Source organism: Kitasatospora sp. NPDC008050 (assembly GCF_042957465.1).
Taxonomy (GTDB): Bacteria; Actinomycetota; Actinomycetes; order Streptomycetales; family Streptomycetaceae; genus Kitasatospora.
Genome location: NZ_JBIBIJ010000001.1, coordinates 546,775 through 568,590 on the forward strand (window position 1 = coordinate 546,775; position 21,816 = coordinate 568,590).

Genomic DNA, 21,816 nt, shown 5'->3' on the forward strand with positions numbered 1-21,816 from the left:
GCATGACCGCCAGCGCCACCCGCTATCTCTACCTCGCCCGGCACGGCGAGGCGCTGTCAGGGCAGGGCGGGCCCGCGCTGTCCGAGAACGGACGCCGGCAGGCGGTGCTGCTCGGGCGACGGCTACGGGACGTGCCACTGGCCGCGGTGCACCACGGTCCGCTGCCGCGGGCGGCGCAGACCGCGCGGCTGGTCCGCGAGCAGCTGGGGGCCGTCCCCGTGCACCTGGACGAGGCGGCCGGCGACTACCTGCCCTGCGTACCGGGCAGAGCGGAGCTGCCGACAGACAGCGCCGAGCACCTGCTCGGCTTCCTCGGCGAGGTGCCGCAGGCGGAGCGGGAGCGCGGCGCGGCCCTGGCGGCGCAGGCGACAGCCCGCTTCACCGGGCCGGTGGCGGGCGAGGCGGACCGGCACGAACTGGTGGTCACCCACGCCTTCCTGGTCGCCTGGCTGGTCCGGCACGCGCTGCAGGCGCCCGACTGGCGCTGGCTCGGCCACAACAGCGCCAACGCCGCGCTCACCGTGATCCGCTACGCGCCCGGCCGCCCGGCCGCCGTGATGACCCTCAACGACCAGCGGCACCTGCCGGCCGAACTGCGCTGGACCGGATTCCCGCCGGAGTGGCACATCTAGGGCTTGTCCGGGGGCCGGCTCCAGGCCGGACGCTCGGGATCGTCGGCCCGGACCAGGACGTCGGCCGCCTCGTCCGGCCGGGCCTCCTCCTGGTAGCGGGCGAAGGCCGGCAGGGTCCACTGCTCCGGCTCCGGGGTGCGGCGGCGCAGCGCGGCCTCGGACATCCGCAGATGCACCGTCAGGTCGGCCGGGAACCACCGTCCGAGCAGCAGTGGACCGTCCAGCAACAGCACGGCGCCCGGGGGCAGTTCGACGTACGGGCTGCGGGTGGCGCGGTCGGTGTCGGGGTCGCGCAGGTCGGGCAGCACCCGCCCGCTGCCGCCCGGGTCCAGTGGCGTGAAGACCTCCCGGAAGAGCGCGTTGTCGTCGAGCCAGAGGTCGAGATAGGCGTCGGCGTCCTGGTGCCCGTACTCCAGGCGGATCGAGGCCGGGCGCAGGAAGGAGCGCGAGCGCACCCGCTGCACGGCCCGGCCGCGCAGCCGCAGCTCCTGGGCCAGGTCGGCGGCCAGCCGCTCGGGCCGGGCCGCCGGGGCACCGTCGATCAGCACCCGGGGCCAGGCGCCGCCGTCCGCCGGGGTCAGCCGCTCGACGCGGTCGGCCAGCTCCGTGGCGAGCCGGGGCCAGCTGATCGGGTGCAGGCGGGGGGCGGTCATCGGTGCGCGCTCCTGGTCAACTCGCCGTCTCCAGCAGGGTCTTGCCGAGCGTGGCGCGGGATTCGATGGCCGCGTGCGCGGCGGCGGCCCGCTCCAGCGGGAACCGCTGGCCGATCACCGGGCGCAGCCGGCCCGCGGCGGCCTCGGCGAGCGCGTGCTCGGTGCAGGCCCGCAGCTGCTCCGGGCTGCGGTCGGTGCTGACCAGGCGCACCTCGCGGGCGGCGGCCTGCGCGTCGGTGATCCCGGCCCACTCGCCGCTGGCCAGACCGTAGCTGTCCATCCGGCCGCCGGGCGCGAGCAGTTCGAAGGCCGCCCGGCCCACGGCGCCGCCGACACCGTCGAACACGACGTCGATCGGGCCGACTTCTCGGTGCACCCGCTCGGCCCAGTCGGCCTCGCGGTAGTCGAAGGCGAAGTCCGCGCCCAGCTCACGGGCGAGCGTCAGCTTGCCCGCACCACCCGCGACGGCGACCACCCGCGCCCCGACCGCCTTGGCCAGCTGCACCAGCAGGCTGCCGACCCCGCCCGCGGCCGCCTCCACCAGCACCCGGTCCCCCGCCCGCACCCCGGCGGCCCGCAGCCGCATCACGGCGGTACGCCCGTCGGCGAGCAGCGCCACCGCGTCGTCCAGCGCGAGGCCCTGCGGCACCACGAAGAGCCCGTCGGCCGGCACCGCCACCCGCTCGGCGTACCCGCCCGCCCCGCCGGTCCCCGTCACCACCCGCCGCCCGAGCAGCTGCGGGTCGACGCCGGGCCCCAGCTCGCCGACCGTACCGCCCACCCCGTTGCCCGGGATCAGCGGCGGCTCGGCCCGGAACGGCCCGGCGCCGGTGGCGCGGAACTGCGTCTCGACGAAGGTGATGTTCGCGTAGGCGACGTCGACCACCACCTGCCCGGGCCCCGGAACAGGGTCGGGCGCCTCCCCGGGGACGAGGACGGACGGGTCACCGAACCGCTTCAGCCAGACGGCACGCATGGCGCGACTCCTTGATCGTGCTGATGGTTGATCAGCATCCTCGCTCATCAAGCGCGCTTGAGGTCAAGCGGTGACCGGCTCGGCGATCAGGGCGGTGGCCATGGTGCGAAAGCCCAGGCGGGCGTAGATGCGGGCGACGTCCTCGCTGTCCGCCGAGAGGAAGACGGTCCGCACCCCGGCCGCGCGGGCATCGGCGACCAGGGCGGCGGTGACGGCGAGGGCCAGGCCCTGGCGGCGGGCGGTCGGCAGGGTGCCGAGGCCGGCGATCTCGGCCACCTCGCCGACCGGGAGGTACTGGCCGGCGCAGCAGGCCGAGCCGTCCCGGACGGCGGCCGCCACCGTACTGACACCGGCCCGGATGCGGTCGGCCATCCGGGCCACCTCGCCGGCGCCCTCGCGGATCGCGGCGGCGAGTTCGGCCGGGCCGGCGGTGCCGATGCCGGTGCCGGGCTCGGCGAAGGCCAGGTGGGGGACGGCCAGGGCGCTCGGCAGGGCCGGGTCCTCGGGACCGACGATCCGCACGAGGGTGCCGTCCGGGCCGGGGAGGGCGGGGACAGCGGGGGTCGGGGCGCCCGGGTCGAGCACCATCAGCGGGTGCTCGTGCACGGCGAGGCCGGCCCGCTCGGCGGCCGCGCGCAGGGTGGGCGAGGTCTCGGCCACCCACTCGAAGGCCTCGGGTATGCCCAACTCCCGTTGCCGGGCGCGGACTCGGCGCACGTCTGCCTCGGTCACCGGCGCCGCGCCGGGCAGCGCGGGGCGGGCGTAGTAGGGCCAGCCGGCGCCCTCGCGGACGAAGAGGGTCAGCGACCCGAAGTCCTCGGTGCGGGCGGCGGTGCGCGGCACGGCGTCGTAGTAGCGCTCCAGGCGCGCCAGCAGGTCATGGTCGGTAGGGATCACCGCCGGATCCAAGCACCGGAGCGCCGACCACGCCACTGGATTTGCCGGCGGCCCGCGCGGACCGGAGGGCACACTCCGGTCCGCACGGGCACGGGGATCGACGAGGGGTCAGCTCTCGTGAGCCGAGGCGTCGTCGATCAGGAAGGAGGTCGTGGGAGTCAGGCCGCTCTCGTGGGAGACGAGCTGGAGGCCGATCGTGGTGCCCCAGCCGACCTGGCCGATGAAGGGGCTCAGGTCCACCGACTGCTGCTGGTAGCCGCTGGTGGGGTTCTGGCTGCTCCAGGTCCGCACCGTGCCGAGCGGCTGGCCGGTGTACTGGTCGATCGCGACCAGCGAGAGCGTGTCGGGCGTACTGGCGGAGGTGTTGGTGGTCTCGGTGTCGAGCCAGAAGGAGAACGTGGCCGAGGAGTAACCGGGGTAGGTGTTCAGGTAGTTGGTGATCGAGTCGGCGCCGGTGTCCTGCCCCAGCCAGGCGTACCAGCTGCCGGAGTGCGGCGCGTGCAGGCTGGAGGGGGTGATCACGTTGTAGCCGGACGGGCTCCACGCGTCGGTCATCACGGTGTGGTCGACATCCGCCGAGCCGTTCTCGAAGCCCGCGTCGGTGAGCTGCTCGATGCCGCCGCAGCCGGGCCGGCCGGCGCTGGTGACGGACTCCCAGAAGCCGGTGCTCGCCGTCTTCCCGGACGTGTCGGTCGCGTTGACGGTGACCCGCTGGTAGCCGTTGGTGGCGGCGGCGGTACCGGAGATGACGCCGGTCGCGGCGTTGATGCTCAAGCCCCCGGGCAGGCCGGTGGCGCTGTAACTGACCGCCGAACCCGCGCTGTCCACCGCGACGGCGGGGATCGAGACGGGGGTGTTCGGTGCGTCGGTGCGGTCGCACATGGTGCTGAGCACGACGGGCGGGTTGGTGTAGACCGGGTCCGAGGCCATGCACAGGTGGTCGGTGTTGGACCAGAGCGTCTGCAGCGGGAACGAGCCGGTGGACAGGTTCTCGACGAAGAGGCCGCCGTTGGAGCCCTTGGGGATCCAGGCGCACTTGTCGGCGATCTCCTGGCCGGTGCCGTCGGTCCAACCGCCGGGCGTGTCCGGGTCGGTGACCGTCTCGGCGTACTCGTGGCCGCCGATGATGCCGTAGCCGTCGAGCCGGCCGCGCGCGGTGTTCTCACCGAACCAGTTGGTGCCGCAGCCCGCGACATCGGTCAGGTAGGGCATGTTGGTGTAGGCGAGCTGGCCGTAGGACGAGCGCTGGAAGTCGTGCCAGGCGCAGTAGCCCAGCTCGTGCCACTTGTCCGGGTCGGTGCCCTGCGGCGAGTCGATGATGTACTGCACATTGCGGTTCTGCGCCTCGGTGGTGTTGCCGAAGTGCTGGGCGGCCGCGAGGGCTTCGGCCCCGAGCTGCGGCTCGGTGGCGGCCTGGGGGGCGGCCGTGCCGTTGTCGACCCAGACGCCGGCGAGCACGCTGCCCGCCTGGGGGTAGGGGATGTGCGCCGCGCTGGAGGGGCACTGCACGCTGCCGGTCGCGATGCCCTCGCAGTACTGGGTCAGCACCGCGCTCCAGCCGTCGCCGGCACTGCCCAGGCCCTTGAAGAAGTCCTGCTGGTACGGGACGGCCTGGTCCTTGTCGCCGGACATCACCACGTCGCCGGTGGAGCTGGTGGACGGGGTGCCCCACTGGGAGCCCCACACCACCAGGTAGACCTTGGGCGGGCCGATCACCACGCCGGCGGAGTCCTGGCCGCCCTTGTAAGTGACCTGCTGGTCGTACTCGTTGGCGACATTGCCGTCGCCGCCCTCGCCGGTGCCCGGGTCGGCGCCGTCGGCCAGGTTCGGCGTGACCTTGCCGCCGTTCTTGCCGCCGGAGTTCGCGGCCGGGGCCGGGCGGGCGGAGCCGACCCGGCCGGGCGCCGCGCGGTGCGGGCCGGTCGGAGCGGCGACGCTCTTCGGGGTGCCGGGTTTGGCCGGCGCGGCGACGGCGCCCGGGTGGCTGGGGTCGGCGACGGCCGTCAGTGGGCTGGCCAGCCCGGCGGCGGCCAGTGCGGCGGCCACGGCGAGCAGCGCCGTCCGCCGGCCGCGGTGGAGCAGGCCGGATCTGTCTGTGATCACGGGGTCAGCGTCCGTTTCTGGTGACGTGGAGGACCCGCCCGCGACCTGCGGGCGGGGGGGTGGTCCAGAACGCATGATGCAATGTGCAATACGATATTTTACTGATCGAGGCAGCACAAGACCCAACGCGATCACTCAGAATTGATACGCGTTTATGGTGATTTGTGTTCGGTTCGCGAAAGCGGGTGCCGAGCCGGCAGACCGAAGGGCCGACGGACCGTCAGCCCTCGCTGCGCTTGAGCAGCGTGATCCCGTCCTGGGCGGCCGCCACCGTGTACCCCGTCTGCTCGGCGACGCTCACCACGTGCTGCCACCCGGCCGGGCAGTTGGAGGTGTCGGCCGTCGGGTCCTGCGGGTCGACCACCAGCCACTGCACCGGCTGGGGCGGCTTGTGGTACGGGCAGGCCATGCTCACGGTGGTGCGGCTGGTCAGCTGGGCGGCGAGCTGGTTGGTCGCGGCCACCGTCGCGCCGTCCGGGATCTCGGCGGCCAGCCGTAGCGCCGCCCGTTGGTGCGCCGTGGTGCGCCAGGTGGCCGGACTGACCACCTCGGCGAGCGGGAAGGAGGGGAGCGTCGCCACCGTCACCGCCAGGCCGGCCGCCAGCACCAGGCGCAGCCGCAGACCCGAGAAGTAGTCGGGGCGGCGCGCCAGCACGTCGACCATCGCGCCGAACGCGATCGGCACCAGGATGCCGTTGTAGTGGTAGGACTGGCCCCAGTAGGCGGGGTTGTGCGAGATGAAGCGCCAGCCGAGGGTGGGCAGCGCGATCGCGGCCAGCGGGGAGCGCAGCGCCAGGAAAGCGGTGGGCGCCAGCAGCATCAGCACGGTGTCCAGCCGGGTCGGCGGCCACCAGTGGTTGCCCGGGATGTGCGGGGCGGCGCTGGGCTCCAGCTGCTGCAGGTAGTCGTTGGCACCCAGCGGGCTGGCCATCGGGATCAGCACGAACATCTCCACCGCGGTGGCGACCACCCCCACCACGACGAGCGTGATGCCGAGCTTGCGCGGGCCGCGCCAGGCGATGTAGCAGCCGAACATCGCCACGGTCAGCCCGAGGTCCTCCTTGACCAGCACGAGCGGCAGCGCCCAGAGCGCCGCCTGGCGCCAACGGCCGCGCCCGGCCGCCTCCATGGCGAAGGCCACCAGCGGGACACCGAAGGCGATCTCGTGGAAGTCGAAGGCGACCACCCGGGCGATGCCCCAGGCGCAGCCCATCCCGAGCCCGGCGGCCAGGCCGACCCACAGACCCCTGGTCTGCTGGGCCCACCGGGTGATCGGGATCACCGCGAGCGCGAGCAGCAGGGCCTGCGCCACCAACAGCGTGATCGGGGTCGGGAAGAGGCGGTAGAACGGCGCGATCACGGCGATGATCGGGCTGAAGTGGTCGCCGAGCACGCTGTAGCCCGGGCCCTTGAGGGCGGCGACCGGCGCGTGGAGGTGCGCGTAGCTGCGGATCGCCTGCTCGAAGATCCCGAGGTCGTAGCCGCCGGACATGACGCGCTGCTGGCGTCGGATGGAGACGATCGCGTAGACCACGAAGAAGAGGCCCGCCAGGCCGTAGGGCAGCCAGCGCGGCCCCACCCGGTCCGGTGCGGCGCTCTGCGGGGGGCTGGTCCGGGTCGCCGGTATCGGCTCGGCGATCGTTTGCTGCACCACGTGTCCCGTCACGAGACGGTCCCCCTCAGAGTCTGCCCGACGCCCTCACCTGGGCAGTATTCAGAGCAGCCGATCCTACCATCGGGAAATCGTGCGTCGACTCACGACCCCTGGGCGGCCACGCCGACCCGGCCGGCCTCAGGGCGGTGGCAGGGCGGCCAGCGCCGCCTCGGTGGCGGCCCGGGAACGGACGTCCAGCGCGGGCGCGGTGCCGCACAGGCGATGCGCGCTCTCGGCGGCGGCCAGCGCGAGCAGGCCGGGGAGCAGGTCGACGCTGCGCCGCGCCAGCCAGGCGGTGCCCCGGGTGGCCAGCCACCAGAGGTCGGCCGCACGGCCGGGCGGCGGGGGCGCCTGGACGGCGGCGGGCGGCGGGCCGACCCGGTGACCGGATTCGGCGAGCAGGGCGTGGAACCGACGGGCGATCAGCAGATGACCGGCCGGGCTGGGGTGCAGCCGGTCGGCACTGAGCAGGGCCCGCTCGTCCAGCCAGGGGAGTTCGGCCAGGTGGAGGTGGATCGCCCGGTGCCGCAGGGACAGTTCATGGACGACGGCGTTGACCGCCGCCATCCGCCGGGCCAACGGCCGGGCCAGCGCGCCGGGCAGGCCGAGCAGCAGCCCCGGAGAGGGCAGGCAGGCGGTGAGCGGTACGGCTCCCTGGCCGACGAGTGCGCGCAGCGCGGCGTCCAGTGCGGCAGCGGTGCGGGCGATGTCGAAGCCCGCGCGCAGGGTGTCGTTGCCACCGATCACAACGGCGGCGAACTGCGGCCGCAGCGCCAGCGCGCCGGGGAGTTGACGCTCCGTCAGATCGGTGGCGAGCGCCCCGCTGGCCGCCAGGTTGTGGTGCGCCACCAGGGCCGGATCCGGCGCCAACGCGGGGGCGAGCAGGGCGGTCCAGCCCCGCCACCCGTCCCCGCAGGGGCTGCCCACCCCTTCGGTGAGGGAGTCGCCGAGGGCGGCGAACCGGACGGCCTCCGGTCGGGCGGCGGCCTCCGCGGGCGCGGGCCGGGTCGGCGCGGTCATCGGGGCCTGCCGACCAGGTGCGCCGGATCCGCCTGGTGCACGGCCAGGAAGGCCGCGACCGCGGCCGGCCAGCCGTAGCACTCGGCCCTGGCGCGCGCCGCCGCCCGCCGCCGGGCCTGCGGGCGGGCGAGCAACTCCGCCACCGCGGCGGCGAATCCCGCACCGCTGTCGACGGCCACCGCACCCGCGGGCCCGACGATGTCCGGCAGCGCGGAGGAGCGGCTGACCGCGACGGGCGTGCCGCAGGCCAGCGCCTCCAGCGCCGCCAGCCCGAAGGTCTCCACCGGCCCCGGGGCGAGCACCACGTCCGCCGAGGCCAGCAGCGCGCCCAACTCGGCCCGGTCGGCGAGGTGTCCGAGGAACCGCACGGGCAGCCGGTCCCGGTCGGCGCGCTCGGCCAGCCGGGCGTGCAGCGGCCCGGTGCCGGCCACCACGAGCGCGGCGTCCTGCCCGCCGCGCCGCAGCTCGGCGAGCGCCGCCAGGGCCAGGCCCGGGCGCTTCTCGGGCGACAGGCGGGAGCAGAGCACCAGCAGGGCGCGGCCCGGGCCCGCGTACCGGGCGCGCACCGCGGGGTCGTGGCAGCGCGGGTGCAGCCGCGTCAGGTCGACGCCGAGCGGCGCGCGCACCAGGTTGCGGGTGCCGAGCCGGGCGAACTCGGCGGCGGCCCAGACGGTGGTGCACACGACGGTGTCGTAGCACTGCGCGGTGCGGGAGTTGAGCCGGTCGGCGAGGGCGCGGGCGGCCGGGGCCGGCAGCCCGCGGGTGCGCAGCAGGCCGGTGACGTTCTCGTGCGAGACCATCGCGGCGGGGATCCCCCGGCGGCGGGCCCAACTGCCGGTCCAGCGCAGGGTGGTGCGGTCGGAGACCTCCAGGCGGTCCGGGGCCAGGGCGGACAGGGTGCGGGACAGCAGGCGGCGGTCGGTGAGCAGCCGGTAGCCGCCGCCGGCCGGCAGCACCGGGCCGGGCAGCGTCACCACCCGGCCCTGGTCGGTGAGTTCGTCCCGGTGCTCGGGGCCGGGCACGATCAGGACGGGCTCATGGCCGGCCGCCAGGTAGCCCGCGCCCAGGTGGTGCAGCGCGGTGCGCAGGCCGCCGGAGACGGGGGTGACGAAGTTGGCCACCCGGACGATCCGCAGCCCCGCGCCGCCGGTGCTTCTCGGCGCGCTCATGCCGGCTGCTCCTCGGTCGGCACGGGGGCGGGGGCGCAGACAGGGGCAGGCGCAGGTGCGGGGGCGGGCGCAGGGGCTGCTCCCGAGGCCACCTCCAGCACCTCGCCCCGGTGCTCGGCCAGCACCTCGGCGTAGTGCCGCAGCAGCACGTCCCCCACCGCCTCCCAGGTCCGTCCGGTGACGTCCGCCCGGCCGGCCCGCCCGTAGGCGACCCGCCGTTCGGGATCCCCCGCCAGCTCGGCGACCGCCTCGGCCACCGCCCGTCCGTCGCGCGGTGCCACCAGCAGGCCGGTGCGGCGGTGGCCGACCAGGTCGAGCGGGCCGCCGGCCGCCGGGCCGATCACCGGCACGCCACTGGCCATCGCCTCCTGGATGGTCTGGCAGAAGGTCTCCAGCGGACCGGTGTGCACGAACAGGTCCAGGCTCGCGTAGCAGCGGGCGAGTTCCTCGCCGGTGCGGCGGCCGAGGAAGACCGCGCCGGGCAGCGCGCCGCGCAGTGCGGCAGCGCTCGGTCCGTCGCCGATGACCACCAGCCGAACGCCGGGCAGCGCGCAGACCCCGGCCAGCAGGTCGACCCGCTTCTCGGGCGCCAGCCGGCCGACGTAGCCGACCAGCACCTCGCCGCCGGGGGCCAGCGCGCGGTGCAGCGCCTGATCGCGGTGGCGCGGGTGGAAGCGCAGCGAGTCGACGCCGCGCGGCCACAGGTGCACCCGCGGCACGCCGTGCGCCGTCAGGTCCTGGGCGGCGGGGGTGGAGGGGGCCAGGGTGCGGGCGGCGGCCCGGTGCACCGTGCGGATCCGGTGCCAGGCGGTGGCGGCGCCGAGGCCGCCGCCGACCCGGTAGGCCTGGGCGTAGCCGGCCAGGTCGGTCTGGTAGACGGCGATGGCGGGCAGGCCCAGCCGGGTGGCCTCGGCCATCGCCCGGGCGCCGAGCACGAACGGGCTGGCCAGGTGGACCAGGTCGGGCCGGTGGGCGGTGAGCGCCGCGCCCAGCCGGGAGCTGGGCAGCGCCAGGCGGACCTGCGGGTAGCCGGGCAGCGGGACGGACGGGATCCGCACGACCGGCAGCTCGATGGCGTCCGGTCCGAAGGAGTGCGCCGGGCAGCTCGAACCGCGGGCCGGCGCAGGAGTGATGACCAGGGGTTGGTGGCCGCGCCGGACCAGGTGCTCGGCGGTGCGGAGCACGCTGTGGGCGACGCCGTTGACTTCGGGCGGGAAGGACTCGGTGACGAGGGCGACACGCATGCCTAGGTTGTTGCCGGGCCGAACGTGCGCTGGGCCAAAGGGATCTGTCGAACAGGCGAACTGCGGCCAGCTCTTTGCCGCCGATGCCGTCCGGCGGGTGCGACCACGCGTTCGGGCCGGTCAAGCCGAGTCCGCGCGGCCAGGGCTCAGGTTCGCCCCTGCCATGTCAAACAATCATGACAATTCGGTGCGGCACGGCTAGGCAACCGGCCGGTAACCCACTTACGGTCAACTCCCCATCCCCCAGCGTGAGGAGTCGCCCATGACCCGTCACCGCTCCGGCCGTTCGGGCAAGCCCAGACGGCTCAGGTTCCCCGCCGCCGCCCTCGCGGCCCTGCTGGCCGGTGCCCTGCTGGCCGCCTCACCGGGCGCCGCCTCCGCCGGTGCCCGCCCGGCCGCGCTGCCCGCCGCGGCGTCCGACTACTGCGGCGGGCAGTGCAACGACATCCTGCCGCCCGGCGAGAACGGCAACGCCACGCTGGCCGACATCATCGGCAACAAGCTCTTCGGGACCCGCCCGGCGCACACCGACGACCAGCTCGGTCCGTACGCCTCACTCGCCTCCGGCTACCCCGGTCTCACCGACGCGCAGTTGGGCAACTTCTTCAACGACTCCTCGTTCGGCGTGCCGGCCGACCAGGTGGCCAGCAGCATCAACCCGCGCCCGGACGTCACCATCGTGCGCGACAAGGCCACCGGGGTCCCGCACATCACCGGCACCACCCGCTACGGCACCGAGTTCGGGGCGGGCTACGCGGCCGCGCAGGACCGGCTCTGGGTGATGGACCTGTTCCGCCACGTGGGCCGGGGCGAGCTGTCCGGCTTCGCGGGCGGGGCGGAGGCCAACCGCCAGCTGGAGCAGAGCTTCTGGCAGGCCGCGCCGTACACCGAGGACGAGCTGCAGCAGCAGATCGACACCATCTCGCAGCAGGGCCCGCGCGCCCAGCAGGCGCTGGCCGACGCGCAGGCCTACGTCGACGGGATCAACCAGTACATCACCCAGGCCTACGACAACCGGACGTTTCCGGGCGAGTACGACCTGACCGGGCATATCGACGCGATCACCAACGCCGGTTCGATCCAGCCGTTCAAGCTGACCGACCTGATCGCGCTCGCCTCGGTGATCGGCGCACTGTTCGGCTCCGGTGGCGGCGGGCAGGTGCAGTCGGCGGAGGTCAAGCAGGCCGCCGAGGCACGCTACGGCACGGCGGTCGGCGACCAGGTGTGGCAGTCGCTGCGCGAGGTCAACGACCCGGAGGCGGTCACCACACTGCACGACGGGCAGTCCTTCCCGTACGCGCTGCCGCCCGACAACCCGCAGGGCGTGGCGATGCCCGACCCCGGCTCGGTCGTCCCCGAGCAGCTGATCTACAACCCGACCGGCTCGGCCACCAGCACCAGCACCGCGGCCCCCGGCGTGCTGCCGGGCAATCTGCTGACCGCCAAGCACGGCATGTCGAACGCGCTGCTGGTCTCCGGCAAGGACACCGCCAGCGGGCACCCGGTGGCCGTCTTCGGCCCGCAGACCGGCTACTTCGCGCCCCAGCTGCTGATGCTGGAGGAGCTGCAGGGCCCGGGGATCAGCGCACGCGGCGCCGCCTTCGCCGGCCTGAGCTTCTACGTGGAGCTGGGCCGCGGCCAGGACTACGCGTGGAGCGCCACCTCGGCCGGGCAGGACATCACCGACACCTACGCCGTGCCGCTGTGCACCACCGACGGCTCGCCGGTCACCCTGGCCGCCCAGTCCTACCTCTACCACGGTGTCTGCACGCCCTTCGACAAGCTGGTGCAGCAGGACTCCTGGGCGCCGACCACCGCCGACTCCACGCCGGCCGGCTCCTACTCGCTGGTGATGTACCGCTCCGACTACGGCCTGGTGACGGCCCGCGGCACGGTCGGCGGCAAACCCGTCGCGTTCACCTCGCTGCGCTCGACCTACCGGCACGAGGCCGACTCGATCATCGGCTTCCAGATGCTCAACGACCCGGGCGCGGTGCACGATCCGGCGAGCTTCCAGCAGGCCGCCCAGAACATCGACTACACCTTCAACTGGTTCTACGCCGACTCCCAGCACATCGCCTACTACAACTCCGGCAGCAACCCGGTGCGTTCGCCCGTGGTCGACCCCGGCCTGCCGATCATGGCCGAACCCGCCTACGAGTGGCAGGGGTTCGACCCCGCGACGAACACCGCGCAGTACACCCCGCCCTCCCAGCATCCGCAGTCGGTGGACCAGGACTACTACGTCTCCTGGAACAACAAGCAGGCCCAGGACTTCGGCTCGGCGGGCTACGGCAACGGCTCGGTGTTCCGGGCCAACCTGCTGGACACGCGGGTGAAGGCGCTGGTGGCAGGCGGCAAGGTGACCCGTGCCTCGCTCACCCAGGCGATGGAGGACGCGGCGGTCACCGACCTGCGCGGTGAGGACGTGCTGCCCAAGCTGCTCCAGGTGATCGACAGCTCTCCGGTGACCGATCCCCAACTCGCCTCGGTGGTCGCCGAACTGTCGGCATGGCAGGCGGCCGGCTCGAAGCGGACCGAGACCTCGGCGGGCAGCCAGACCGACACGGACGCCGACGCCATCCGGATCATGGACGCCTGGTGGCCACTGGTCGCCGACGGGGTGATGCATCCCGGGCTCGGCGACCAGCTGTTCAACGCGCTGACCGGCGCGCTGCAGATCAACGAATCGCCCTCAGGTGGCCAGAGCGGCCCGGTGGGCGGCGGCCCGGTGAGCGCCAACGAGTCGATCCCGCACAAGGGTTCGTCGTTCCAGTACGGCTGGTGGAGCTACCTGGACAAGGACCTGCGCTCGGTGCTCGGCGAGCCGGTGGCCGGGCCGCTGGCGCAGCCGTTCTGCGGCGGCGGCAACCTGGCGGCCTGCCGGACCGTGCTGCTCAACACCCTCCAGCAGGCGGCGGCCCAGACGCCGGCCCAGGTCTACCCCGGGGACAGCAGCTGTGCGGCCGGTGACCAGTGGTGCGCCGACACCATCATCCAGCGGCCGCTGGGCGGAGTGACCGACAACAAGATCAGCTGGCAGAACCGGCCGACCTACCAGCAGGTGGTGGAGTTCCCCTCGCACCGCTGAAAATCCCGGTGGGGGTGCCGAGTTCGGCGCCCCCACCGTGTCAGGACCACCGGGTCAGGACCACCGGGCCAGGACCACCGGGTCAGGACTACTGGCCCCGGTGCACCGACGGCGAGCCCGGGGTGCCGACCCGCACCCCGCGCAGCAGCACCGCCGCGAGCACCGCGCCCAGCGCCGTCAGCACCGCGGCGCAGATCGCGGCCCCCTGCAGGCCGCTGGTGAACGCCTCCCGCGCCGCCGCCAGCACGCCGTGGCCGAGCCCGCCCGGCAGTTGCCCGGCCACCGCGTCGGCCCCGCCGAGCGAGTCGCGCACCCGGCCGAGCAGGTCGCCCGGCAGGCCGGCCGGCAGCAGGCCGCGGATGTCGGATCGGTAGAGCGCCGTCCCGACACTGCCCAGCAGCGCCATCCCGAGCGCACCGCCCAGCTCGGTGCCCGACTCCAGCAACCCGGCAGCCGCGCCCGCCCGTTCGGCCGGCGCCGAGGCCATCACCACCTCGCTGACCTGCGACATCACCCCGACCGCACCACAGGCGTAGAGGCCGGCGGCGACCAGCAGCAGCCAGAGCGGCGAGTGGGGGGTCAGCAGGGCCAGCACGGCGAACCCGGGCGCCATCACGGCGAATCCGCCCGCGACCACCGGGCCGGGACCGAACCGCCGACCGAGCGCGGCCGCCGACGGGGCGACCCCACCGACCAGCAGACTCGGCAGCACGCTCCACAGCGCGGCCCGCAAGGTGCTCATGGCGAGCACCAGTTGGAGGTACTGGGTGACGAAGACGGCCATCCCGACCAGTGCGAACATGGCCAGCACGTTCATCGCGACCGAGGCGGAGAAGGCCCGGCTGCGCACCAGCACCGGGTCGACCAGCGGATAGGGGTGGCTGCGCTGGCGGCGCACGAAGAGCATGCCGAACACCGCGCCGAGCAGGATCGCGACCAGCGGCAGCGGCTGGAACCCGTTGCGGGCCAGCTCCTTGACGCCGTAGATCAACGGCAGGATCGCGGCCAGCGACAGCACGGCGCTCGCCAGGTCGAAGCGGCCGGCCGTGCTGCGCGGCGTCTCCGGCACCAGGACCGGGCCGAGCACCAGCAGCAGCACCATCGCCGGCAGGTTGATCAGGAAGACCGAGCCCCACCAGAAGTGCTCCAGCAGGATGCCGCTGAGCACCGGTCCGACCGCGATCCCGCCGCTGGTCACCGCCGTCCAGATGGCGATGGCCCTGCTGCGCTGCGCGGGATCGGGGAACAGGTTGCGGATCAGGCCGAGGGTGGAGGGCATCAGGGTGGCGCCCGCCACGCCGAGCACGGCGCGGGCGCCGATCAGCGTGGCCGCGCTGTCGGCGTAGGCGGCCAGGGTGGAGGCCGCGCCGAAGGCCAGCGCGCCGGTCAGCAGCAGCCGGCGGCGGCCGATCCGGTCGCCGAGCGCGCCCATGGTGATCAGCAGGCCGGAGAGCACGAAGCCGTAGATGTCGAAGATCCAGAGCTGCTGGGTACTGCTCGGGTGCAGGTCCTGGCTGATGAACGGCACGGCGAAGTAGAGCACCGAGACGTCCATCGAGACGAGCAGGAGCGGCAGCAGCAGTACCGCGAGTGCGATCCAGGCGCGGCGGGTGGCGGGTGCGGTTGCCGGTGTGGTGCCGCCGGCCGTACCGGCCTGGCGTTCCTGGGTGTCCATCAGTGTTCCCCCGGGGCTGTTGGGTGCGGCGAAGCGTCGGCGCGTACGACGTACGCGCTTCGATGCGTACATGGTACGCATAGTGCAGTCACGCACGCAAAGGGCGATTCCAGGGGGGACTCGACAGGCAGGGGGTAGTGCACTAGTACACTCGACTCGAAGGCAGACCCGAGCGGCGAGGAGAAGCACCCGTGACCACCCCTGACGCACCGCCCTACCTGCGGATCGCCGCGGAGCTGCGCGGGCGGATCGCCGCCGGCACCCTGAAGCCCGGCGACCGGGTGCCGTCCACCCGCGCGATCACCCAGGAGTGGGGCGTGGCGATGGCCACCGCCACCAAGGTGCTGGCGACCCTGCGCCAGGAGGGCCTGGTCCACTCCCGCCCCGGCGCGGGCACGGTGGTCGCCGACCCGCTCCCCGTCCCGGTGCGACCGGCCACCGCACCCTCCCCCGTTCCCGCGCCCGTCGCCGCACCCGCCCCCGCCCCCGCGCCCATCCGCACGCGACGCAGGGAGCCCCGCGGCGGCGACCAGGGGCTGACCCGCGAGCGGATCGTCCAAGCCGCCCTCGCCGTCGCCGACGCCGAGGGCCTGGCCCCCGTGACCATGCGCCGGGTGGCCGCCGAACTCGGCGTCGCCCCCATGGCGCTGTACCGCCATGTGGCGAGCAAGGAGGAGCTGAGCGACCTGATGGCCGACACCGTGATCGGCCGCGAACCGCTCCCGCCGGCCGCCCTCGCCGGCTGGCGTCACCGGCTGGCCGCGCTGGCCCGCCTGCAGTGGTCGATCTACCGCCGCCACCCCTGGCTGGCCGGCACCATCTCGCTGACCCGGCCCACTCCGCTGCCCGGCGCGCTGCGCCACGGCGAATGGGTGCTGGCCAGCGTCCAGGAGTTCGACCTGCCGCCGGCCACCCGGCTCTACATCCACATCACGATGTTCGCCTTCGTCCGCGGCATCGCCGTCAACCTGGAGGCCCAGGCCCGCGACCAGGCGACCAGCGCGCTGACCGACGAGGAGTGGATGGAGTCCCAGGAGGCCCCCCTGCAGGCCGTCCTCGGCGGCGGTGAGTACCCGATCTTCGGCGCCCTGCTCGCCGAGCTGGACGCCGCGACCGGGGAGGACGACTTCGACTTCGACCTCGACCAGCTCTTCGAGTTCGCGCTGGCCCGGGTCCTCGACGGGCTCGCCCTGCTGCTCGAATCGCCTACCGCGCGGGCGGACTGACGCGGCCTCACCGCCCCGACCCTGCCCCCGCCCCCGGCCCCGCCGCACCGTCCCCGGAACAAATCGATTGGCGCTCCGCCCGCCCGTCCTTATACGTTGTAGAAGTCATATACGCCGTACAAGAGCGGAGCGGGCATGCCCCAGCTGGAGCGCAGGCCGGATCGGTGGGTGATCCTCGCGGTCATCTGTCTCGCGCAACTCGTCGTGATCCTGGACAACACCATCCTCAACGTCGCCATCCCCTCCCTGACCGAGGAGTTGGGCGCGACCACGGCGCAGACCCAGTGGATCATCGGCGCCTACTCGCTGGCCCAGGCCGGCCTGCTGATCGCCGCCGGCGGGCTCGCCGACCGCTACGGGCGCAAGAAGGTGCAGCTGCTCGGGCTCGCGCTGTTCGGGGTCGGCTCGCTCGGCGCGGCCCTGGCCGGCAGCCCCGGGCAGCTGATCGCCGCCCGCGCGGGCATGGGCGTCGGCGGCAGCCTGCTGCTCGCGACCAGCCTGGCCATCATCGTGCGCACCTTCGACGCCGAGGAGCAGCCCAGGGCCATCACCATCTGGAGCGCCATAACCTCCCTCGGCTTCGCCCTCGGCCCCGTGATCGGCGGACTGCTGCTCAACCACTTCTGGTGGGGCTCGGTCTTCCTGGTCAACCTGCCGGTCGCGGCGCTGGGCCTGGTCGCCATCGCCAAGCTGGTGCCCGAGTCCAAGGACCCGCGTGGCGACTCCCCCGACCTGCTCGGCGCGGTGCTGTCCACCGCGGGCCTGGTCGGGGTGGTGTACGCGATCATCCAGGGCCCCGGCATCGGCTGGACCGCCCCGCGCACCCTGCTGACCGCCGTCCTCGGTCTGCTCCTGCTGCTGGCCTTCGTGCTCTGGGAGCGCCGGGTCGAACACCCGCTGCTGGACATGTCGTTCTTCCGCAACGCCCGCTTCCGGGGCGCGATCTCCGGCGGCGTCCTGGTCGCCTTCGGCCTGGGCGGTTCGCTCTTCCTGCTCACCGAGCACCTGCAGTTCGTGCTCGGCTACGGCCCGCTCGCCGCGGGCATCCGCACCGCTCCGATGGCACTGACCGTCGTCGCGCTCAACTTCACCGGCGTGGGCATGCGGCTGACCACGAAACTCAAGCCGCCCCTGGCGATCGCCGGCGGTCTGGCCCTGCTGGCCGCCGGTCTGGCCGCGATCGCCGAGTTCGGCCACAACGGTTCCTACCCGGGCGTCCTGCTCGGTCTGGTGCTGATGGGCACCGGTGTCGCCTGCTCGCAGCCCACCATGGCCACCGCGGTGATGTCCTCGATCCCGCCGGAGAAGGCCGGTCTCGGGTCCGGCCTGATGGGCACGCTCAGCGAGCTGGGCAACTCGCTCGGCGTCGCGGTGCTCGGCGCGGTGCTCACCGCCGGGTTCGCCTCCTCGCTGCCCTCGGACATCCCGCACGCGGCCGCCCGCTCACTGCCGGACGCACTCGCCGCCGCCGGCCCGGACGCCGCCCACCAGCACCAGGTCCGCAGCGCCTTCGCGGACAGCCTGACCAGCAGCCAGCTGATCGGCGCGGTGGCCGTCCTGCTCGGCGGGCTCGTCGCCGCCTGGCTGCTCAGCCGGGCGGCGAGCCAGACGCCGCTGGCGGCCGAGGCCGGGCCCGAGTCCGAGCCTGCCGAGCCGCTGGCTCCGGCGGGCTGAACGACCGGCTCGGCGCCCGCCCCCTACCATCGCTGCGTGGCCGCTGACCAGCGGTCACGCGGCGATGACCCGAAGGACAGCGCATGACCGACAAGCCCCGCGATCCCACCGTCAGCATCTGGGTGCGCCCGCCCAAGCGCCCCAAGCGCGGCAGTGCCCCCACCGGCCTGAGCCGGGACCGGATCGTGTGCGCGACCGTGGCGCTGCTGGACGCCGAGGACGCGCAGAGCTTCTCCATGCGCAAGCTGGCGGCCGAGCTCGACGTCACGCCGATGTCGCTCTACTGGTACGTCGACACCAAGGACGAACTCCTCGAACTCGCCCTGGACCACGTGCTCGGCGAGACCCGCTCCTCGGCCCTGGAGGAGCACGAGGACTGGCGCCACCAGCTGCGCGCCATGGCCCACGCCTACCGCGACTGCTTCCAGCGGCACCCCTGGGCCGCCGCGCTGGCCGGCCAGTTCGTCGCCCTGGGCCCCAACTCCCTGGCCTTCTCCACCGGCGGAGTCCAGGCGGTCCTCGGCACCGGCCTGCCCCGCGAGCTGCTCAGCGCCGCCCTCGGCCTGATCTTCGAGTACACCTACGGCTTCGCGGTGCTCGAGGCGCAGTGGACCCGCCGGCTCCGCGAGTCGGGCCTGAGCGAGGACGAGTTCTACCGGCTCGTCTACGGCGTGGCCCAGCAGGTCGACCCCCGCTTCGTGGAGAACGCCGACAAGGTCGAGATGAGCCCCGCCGACGCCTTCGGCGCCGCCCGCACCCACCGCTTCACCCAGGGCCTGGAGCTCGCCCTGGCCGGCATCGAAGCCACCATCGTGGGGGGCCACCCGGCGCGTTGACGCACGGAGGACGTCCGGGAGCCGCCCGCCTCACCCGGATCGGCGCCGACCGACGGGCAGGAGGTAGGCGAGTACCTCGTCGACGCCGTCCAGCATGAACACCTCGTGTGCGATGTCGTCGTAGAAGCCGCCCACCACGCCCACGGACAGCTGGGTGGCCGCCGCGGTCAGGCCCAGGTTCTGCGCGAGGTGTCCGGCCTCCAGGAAGGCGAATCGCATCGCGCGCAGCCCGTAGCGCTCGCGGAGGGCGCCGAGGTCGACATAGAGGCCGACCATGGCGGGAAGCACCGCCACGTCGATGTACGGGTCGGCCGACTCATGACGCCCGAACCCCACGTAGGTGGCCTCCAGGTCGTCGGTCGTGGGAGCCGCCCCGATCGGCAGCAGGGTCCTGGTCGCCGGATCGAGTTCGTACATGCCCGGGCGCAGACCGTCGACGTCGCGGACGATGAGCCGCAGCCGGGCGACGTAGCCCGCACCCGCACTCGGGTACGGGCGGGGCACCCAACCACGGGCATCGGCCTCGGCCGCTCCGGCATAGGCCGACCACAGCAGGGTGCCGAGCTCCTGCGCGGCCATGGTCGTGCCGAGTTCTCCGCGCGCGCTCGCCCGGCGGGTCATCGCCTCACCCAGTGGCATGCTCGGCGGCTCTCCGGCCGGCAGAGCCACCGGCGGTCCGGCGAACGGACTGTGCGGCGGCTGCTTCGGGACCCGGGGTACGTTCCTCGGCCGCTGCCACCGCATCCGGCTCGGTGCGAAGTTACTGGCGTCGAGGTAGCGGCGGTCCACGGCGGCCGGGTGGTCGGCGAAGAAGTCGGTGGCCCCCTCCGGGGCGAGGAGGGACGAGGCGATGAACCACTGGAGCGAGCGCTCCTCGTCGGGCAGCACACCCATCCGGTTGAGGAGCATGTGCAGTTGGGAGGACCAGACCTGCAGCCAGCGCTCCCGGCCGACCTCGGACGCCGGCTCCAGTCGTGCGCGCGCCGCCCTGACGCAGGCGGCCCACTGGTCACGCAACCGCGTCCCGGAAGCGCCGGCAGCGCCGGAAGTGCCGGAAGTGTCCGATGCCCGGATGTCGTGCCAGCGCCGGAGAACGGCTGCGGACTGGGCCTGCGCCACGTCAAGTGCCGAGCCCTGGACGGTGGTCGGTGCCAGGACCGTGGTGCCGGGGTGCCCCCGCCAGGCGATCGCGCTGCGGCGCAGCCACCGGACGGCGCCGAGCGGGTCCAGGTCGAGCGCGACCGCGGTGGCCAGCACGAAGTCCGTTGCGGCGGCCAGTCGCCTGGCCGGCTCGGGGGTGCGAGCGACGGCGGCTGCGGCGATCGCGCTGGACCGGCAGAACACCTCCTCGGCGATCGGCAGCGCGGCGGCGCCGCCGTAGCGTTCGGTCTCCGGCTCGTAGGCCGTCTCGCACACCTCGCCGTGCTCGCGCGGGACCTGCGGGTCACCGGTGGCCCGCCGGGCGGCCGGCTCGACCGGGTACGGCTCGACCGGGTACGGCGCGGCCCGTACGGCTTCGGTCAGCTGCTCGCACAGCTCGCGCATCGTCGCCGGGCCGGCTCCCAGGACCCTGATCCGTAGGTGGGGCCCGTGCTCGGAGTAGCGGATGAAGAACCAGTCCTCGATCCGGCCGGCCGTGCGCAGGGCGTCCATCCGCGGTGCCAGGGTCTCGGTGAGGAAGGCGTCGGTGTGCTCGGGCCGCCAGCGCAGGAAGCAGTACGCGCTGCGCCAGGGAGGTGGAGTCACGGCCATGTCGGATCCTCCGGGGAAGTCAGGTCGTAGCAGAAGTCCAGGGCCCGAGGGCGGCCGATCAGCAGCATGTAGACGAGGTCCTCCCCGGGGTCAGCCTGCACGGTGGCCTCGACGGCGGGTTCGTCGAAGCTGCGCACCGGACGGCAGAACAGTCCGGCCGCGGCGGCCGCCGAGCAGACGTGCTGCGCGGTCGCCCCCGCGCTCATCAACGTGTTCGGGTAGCCGTCGGGGCCCTGGCCACGGAGCACGGCCCCGATATCGGCGGTGATCACCCAGACCACGTTCATCCCGGCCACGTCGACGTCACCTGGGCCGAGCCCGAACGCGGACTGGATCCGCTCGGTGACCCGACCCGGCTGGATGAGCACCAGCCCGCCTTCGTCCAGTGCGTACAACCCGTCCCGGACGCCGGTCACCCCTCGGACGGCGAGCCTGTGTCGCAGGCCGTGCGCACCGGACGGCCCGGCCAACGAGCCCTCCGGCGGCCGGCTGTCCCGGATCAGGCGCTGCAGGATCTCGGCGGGCAGCGGCCTGGGATCCGCGGACAGGCCCAGCGGGCTCAGCGCCGAACTGCGTGCGGCGACCACCCGTTCCCACGACCAGGTCACCGCCGTGCCGTGGCTCAGCGTCACCTCCGTCACCACGCCGGACGCTCCCCCGGCACCCCGGGCCCGGGCCTGCGCGGCCAGCCCGGCGGCGAGGCCCGCCTCGACGAGAGCCCCGCCGAGGTGGCCCGCCTCCAGCAGGGCGAGCGCGTCACGCAGGGTGCCGTACCCGTCGGGCAGCCTCCCGGGATCGACGGTCAGCTCGATGGCGGCCGAGGTGACGGTGGACGGGTCCGGTAGGGGTTCGGCTCCTTCCAGGAGGAGTCTGACCGGGTCTATCGGCCGGCGATCCGCGCCGAGCCGCAGCGTCGCGTCCACCAGGTACGCGGAGCGCGCGGACGGGTAGGCCCGGTGGTCGTTGTACATGTTCCAGGGCTCCCACCGGCGGGGGGCCAGCGCTGCGGTCAGCGTGCGGACCAGGGCGGGGCCCAGAAGCGGGATGTCCGCGAGGCGGCTCAGGCCGACGGAGTGCGCTCGGCGGTTCCTGACGGGGGGTGCGGTCCAGCGCGGCGCCCGGACCGCCTTGCCGGGTCCGTGCGCGTAGGCGGCGGCCAACTCGGTGCGGATCGCTTCGGCCGGCTCGGCCCGCTCGGCGGAGCTCAAGGGAAC

16 protein-coding genes are annotated in these 21,816 nt (G+C 74.0%); 5 read left to right on the forward strand and 11 right to left on the reverse strand.

From position 1 onward, the window contains the following. Positions 1 to 2: 2 nt before the first annotated feature. A complete protein-coding gene (locus ACFZB9_RS02365) occupies positions 3 to 632 on the forward strand; it encodes a histidine phosphatase family protein (RefSeq protein WP_391443028.1) in 630 nt (209 codons plus the stop codon). On the opposite strand, the gene ACFZB9_RS02370 is transcribed toward ACFZB9_RS02365, so the two are convergent. From ACFZB9_RS02370 to ACFZB9_RS02405, 8 genes are all read right to left on the reverse strand, one after another. Further along, a complete protein-coding gene (locus ACFZB9_RS02370) occupies positions 629 to 1,285 on the reverse strand; it encodes a uridine kinase (RefSeq protein WP_391443030.1) in 657 nt (218 codons plus the stop codon). The two genes, ACFZB9_RS02365 and ACFZB9_RS02370, sit on opposite strands and share 4 nt — an antisense overlap. A 16-nt stretch (positions 1,286 to 1,301) precedes the next feature. Further along, positions 1,302 to 2,261 carry a zinc-binding dehydrogenase gene (locus tag ACFZB9_RS02375; protein WP_391443031.1) on the reverse strand — a complete coding sequence of 320 codons (960 nt, stop codon included), beginning with the start codon at positions 2,259 to 2,261 and terminating at the stop codon, positions 1,302 to 1,304. Positions 2,262 to 2,324: 63 nt separating this feature from the next. Next, positions 2,325 to 3,158 carry a GNAT family N-acetyltransferase gene (locus ACFZB9_RS02380; RefSeq protein ID WP_391443033.1) on the reverse strand — a complete coding sequence of 278 codons (834 nt, stop codon included), beginning with the start codon at positions 3,156 to 3,158 and terminating at the stop codon, positions 2,325 to 2,327. A 108-nt stretch (positions 3,159 to 3,266) separates the two neighbouring features. Continuing rightward, positions 3,267 to 5,261: a putative Ig domain-containing protein gene (locus ACFZB9_RS02385; protein WP_391443034.1), complete on the reverse strand. Its 1,995-nt coding sequence runs from the start codon at positions 5,259 to 5,261 to the stop codon at positions 3,267 to 3,269. Between the two features lie 220 nt (positions 5,262 to 5,481). Beyond that, on the reverse strand, positions 5,482 to 6,912 hold the full coding sequence (locus tag ACFZB9_RS02390; protein ID WP_391443036.1) for a DUF2079 domain-containing protein: 1,431 nt from the start codon (positions 6,910 to 6,912) through the stop codon (positions 5,482 to 5,484). A gap of 141 nt (positions 6,913 to 7,053) precedes the next feature. Continuing rightward, positions 7,054 to 7,935, reverse strand: a complete 882-nt coding sequence (locus tag ACFZB9_RS02395) for an SGNH/GDSL hydrolase family protein (RefSeq protein WP_391443037.1) — start codon at positions 7,933 to 7,935, stop codon at positions 7,054 to 7,056. After that, on the reverse strand, positions 7,932 to 9,104 hold the full coding sequence (locus ACFZB9_RS02400; RefSeq protein WP_391443039.1) for a glycosyltransferase: 1,173 nt from the start codon (positions 9,102 to 9,104) through the stop codon (positions 7,932 to 7,934). The genes ACFZB9_RS02395 and ACFZB9_RS02400 overlap by 4 nt, the downstream gene beginning before the upstream one ends. Then, positions 9,101 to 10,348 carry a glycosyltransferase family 4 protein gene (locus ACFZB9_RS02405; RefSeq protein WP_391443040.1) on the reverse strand — a complete coding sequence of 416 codons (1,248 nt, stop codon included), beginning with the start codon at positions 10,346 to 10,348 and terminating at the stop codon, positions 9,101 to 9,103. The genes ACFZB9_RS02400 and ACFZB9_RS02405 overlap by 4 nt, the downstream gene beginning before the upstream one ends. A gap of 262 nt (positions 10,349 to 10,610) precedes the next feature. On the opposite strand from ACFZB9_RS02405, the gene ACFZB9_RS02410 reads away from it, so the two are divergent. Then, positions 10,611 to 13,439: a penicillin acylase family protein gene (locus ACFZB9_RS02410; RefSeq protein ID WP_391443042.1), complete on the forward strand. Its 2,829-nt coding sequence runs from the start codon at positions 10,611 to 10,613 to the stop codon at positions 13,437 to 13,439. 88 nt (positions 13,440 to 13,527) lie between these two features. Here the strand turns inward: ACFZB9_RS02410 and ACFZB9_RS02415 are convergent, their stop codons facing one another. Next, positions 13,528 to 15,114, reverse strand: coding sequence for an MFS transporter (locus ACFZB9_RS02415; protein ID WP_391443043.1), 1,587 nt, complete (start codon positions 15,112 to 15,114; stop codon positions 13,528 to 13,530). Between the two features lie 191 nt (positions 15,115 to 15,305). On the opposite strand from ACFZB9_RS02415, the gene ACFZB9_RS02420 reads away from it, so the two are divergent. From ACFZB9_RS02420 to ACFZB9_RS02430, 3 genes are all read left to right on the forward strand, one after another. Then, positions 15,306 to 16,340, forward strand: coding sequence for a TetR/AcrR family transcriptional regulator C-terminal domain-containing protein (locus ACFZB9_RS02420; protein WP_391443044.1), 1,035 nt, complete (start codon positions 15,306 to 15,308; stop codon positions 16,338 to 16,340). 135 nt (positions 16,341 to 16,475) lie between these two features. Further along, entirely contained in the window at positions 16,476 to 18,014 is a 1,539-nt protein-coding gene (locus tag ACFZB9_RS02425; RefSeq protein WP_391443046.1) for an MFS transporter, read from the forward strand. An 83-nt stretch (positions 18,015 to 18,097) separates the two neighbouring features. After that, on the forward strand, positions 18,098 to 18,850 hold the full coding sequence (locus ACFZB9_RS02430; protein ID WP_391443048.1) for a TetR/AcrR family transcriptional regulator: 753 nt from the start codon (positions 18,098 to 18,100) through the stop codon (positions 18,848 to 18,850). A gap of 30 nt (positions 18,851 to 18,880) precedes the next feature. Here the strand turns inward: ACFZB9_RS02430 and ACFZB9_RS02435 are convergent, their stop codons facing one another. Then, positions 18,881 to 20,596, reverse strand: coding sequence for a thiopeptide-type bacteriocin biosynthesis protein (locus ACFZB9_RS02435; protein ID WP_391443050.1), 1,716 nt, complete (start codon positions 20,594 to 20,596; stop codon positions 18,881 to 18,883). Beyond that, a complete protein-coding gene (locus ACFZB9_RS02440) occupies positions 20,593 to 21,810 on the reverse strand; it encodes a nitroreductase family protein (RefSeq protein ID WP_391443052.1) in 1,218 nt (405 codons plus the stop codon). The genes ACFZB9_RS02435 and ACFZB9_RS02440 overlap by 4 nt, the downstream gene beginning before the upstream one ends. Positions 21,811 to 21,816: the final 6 nt, after the last annotated feature.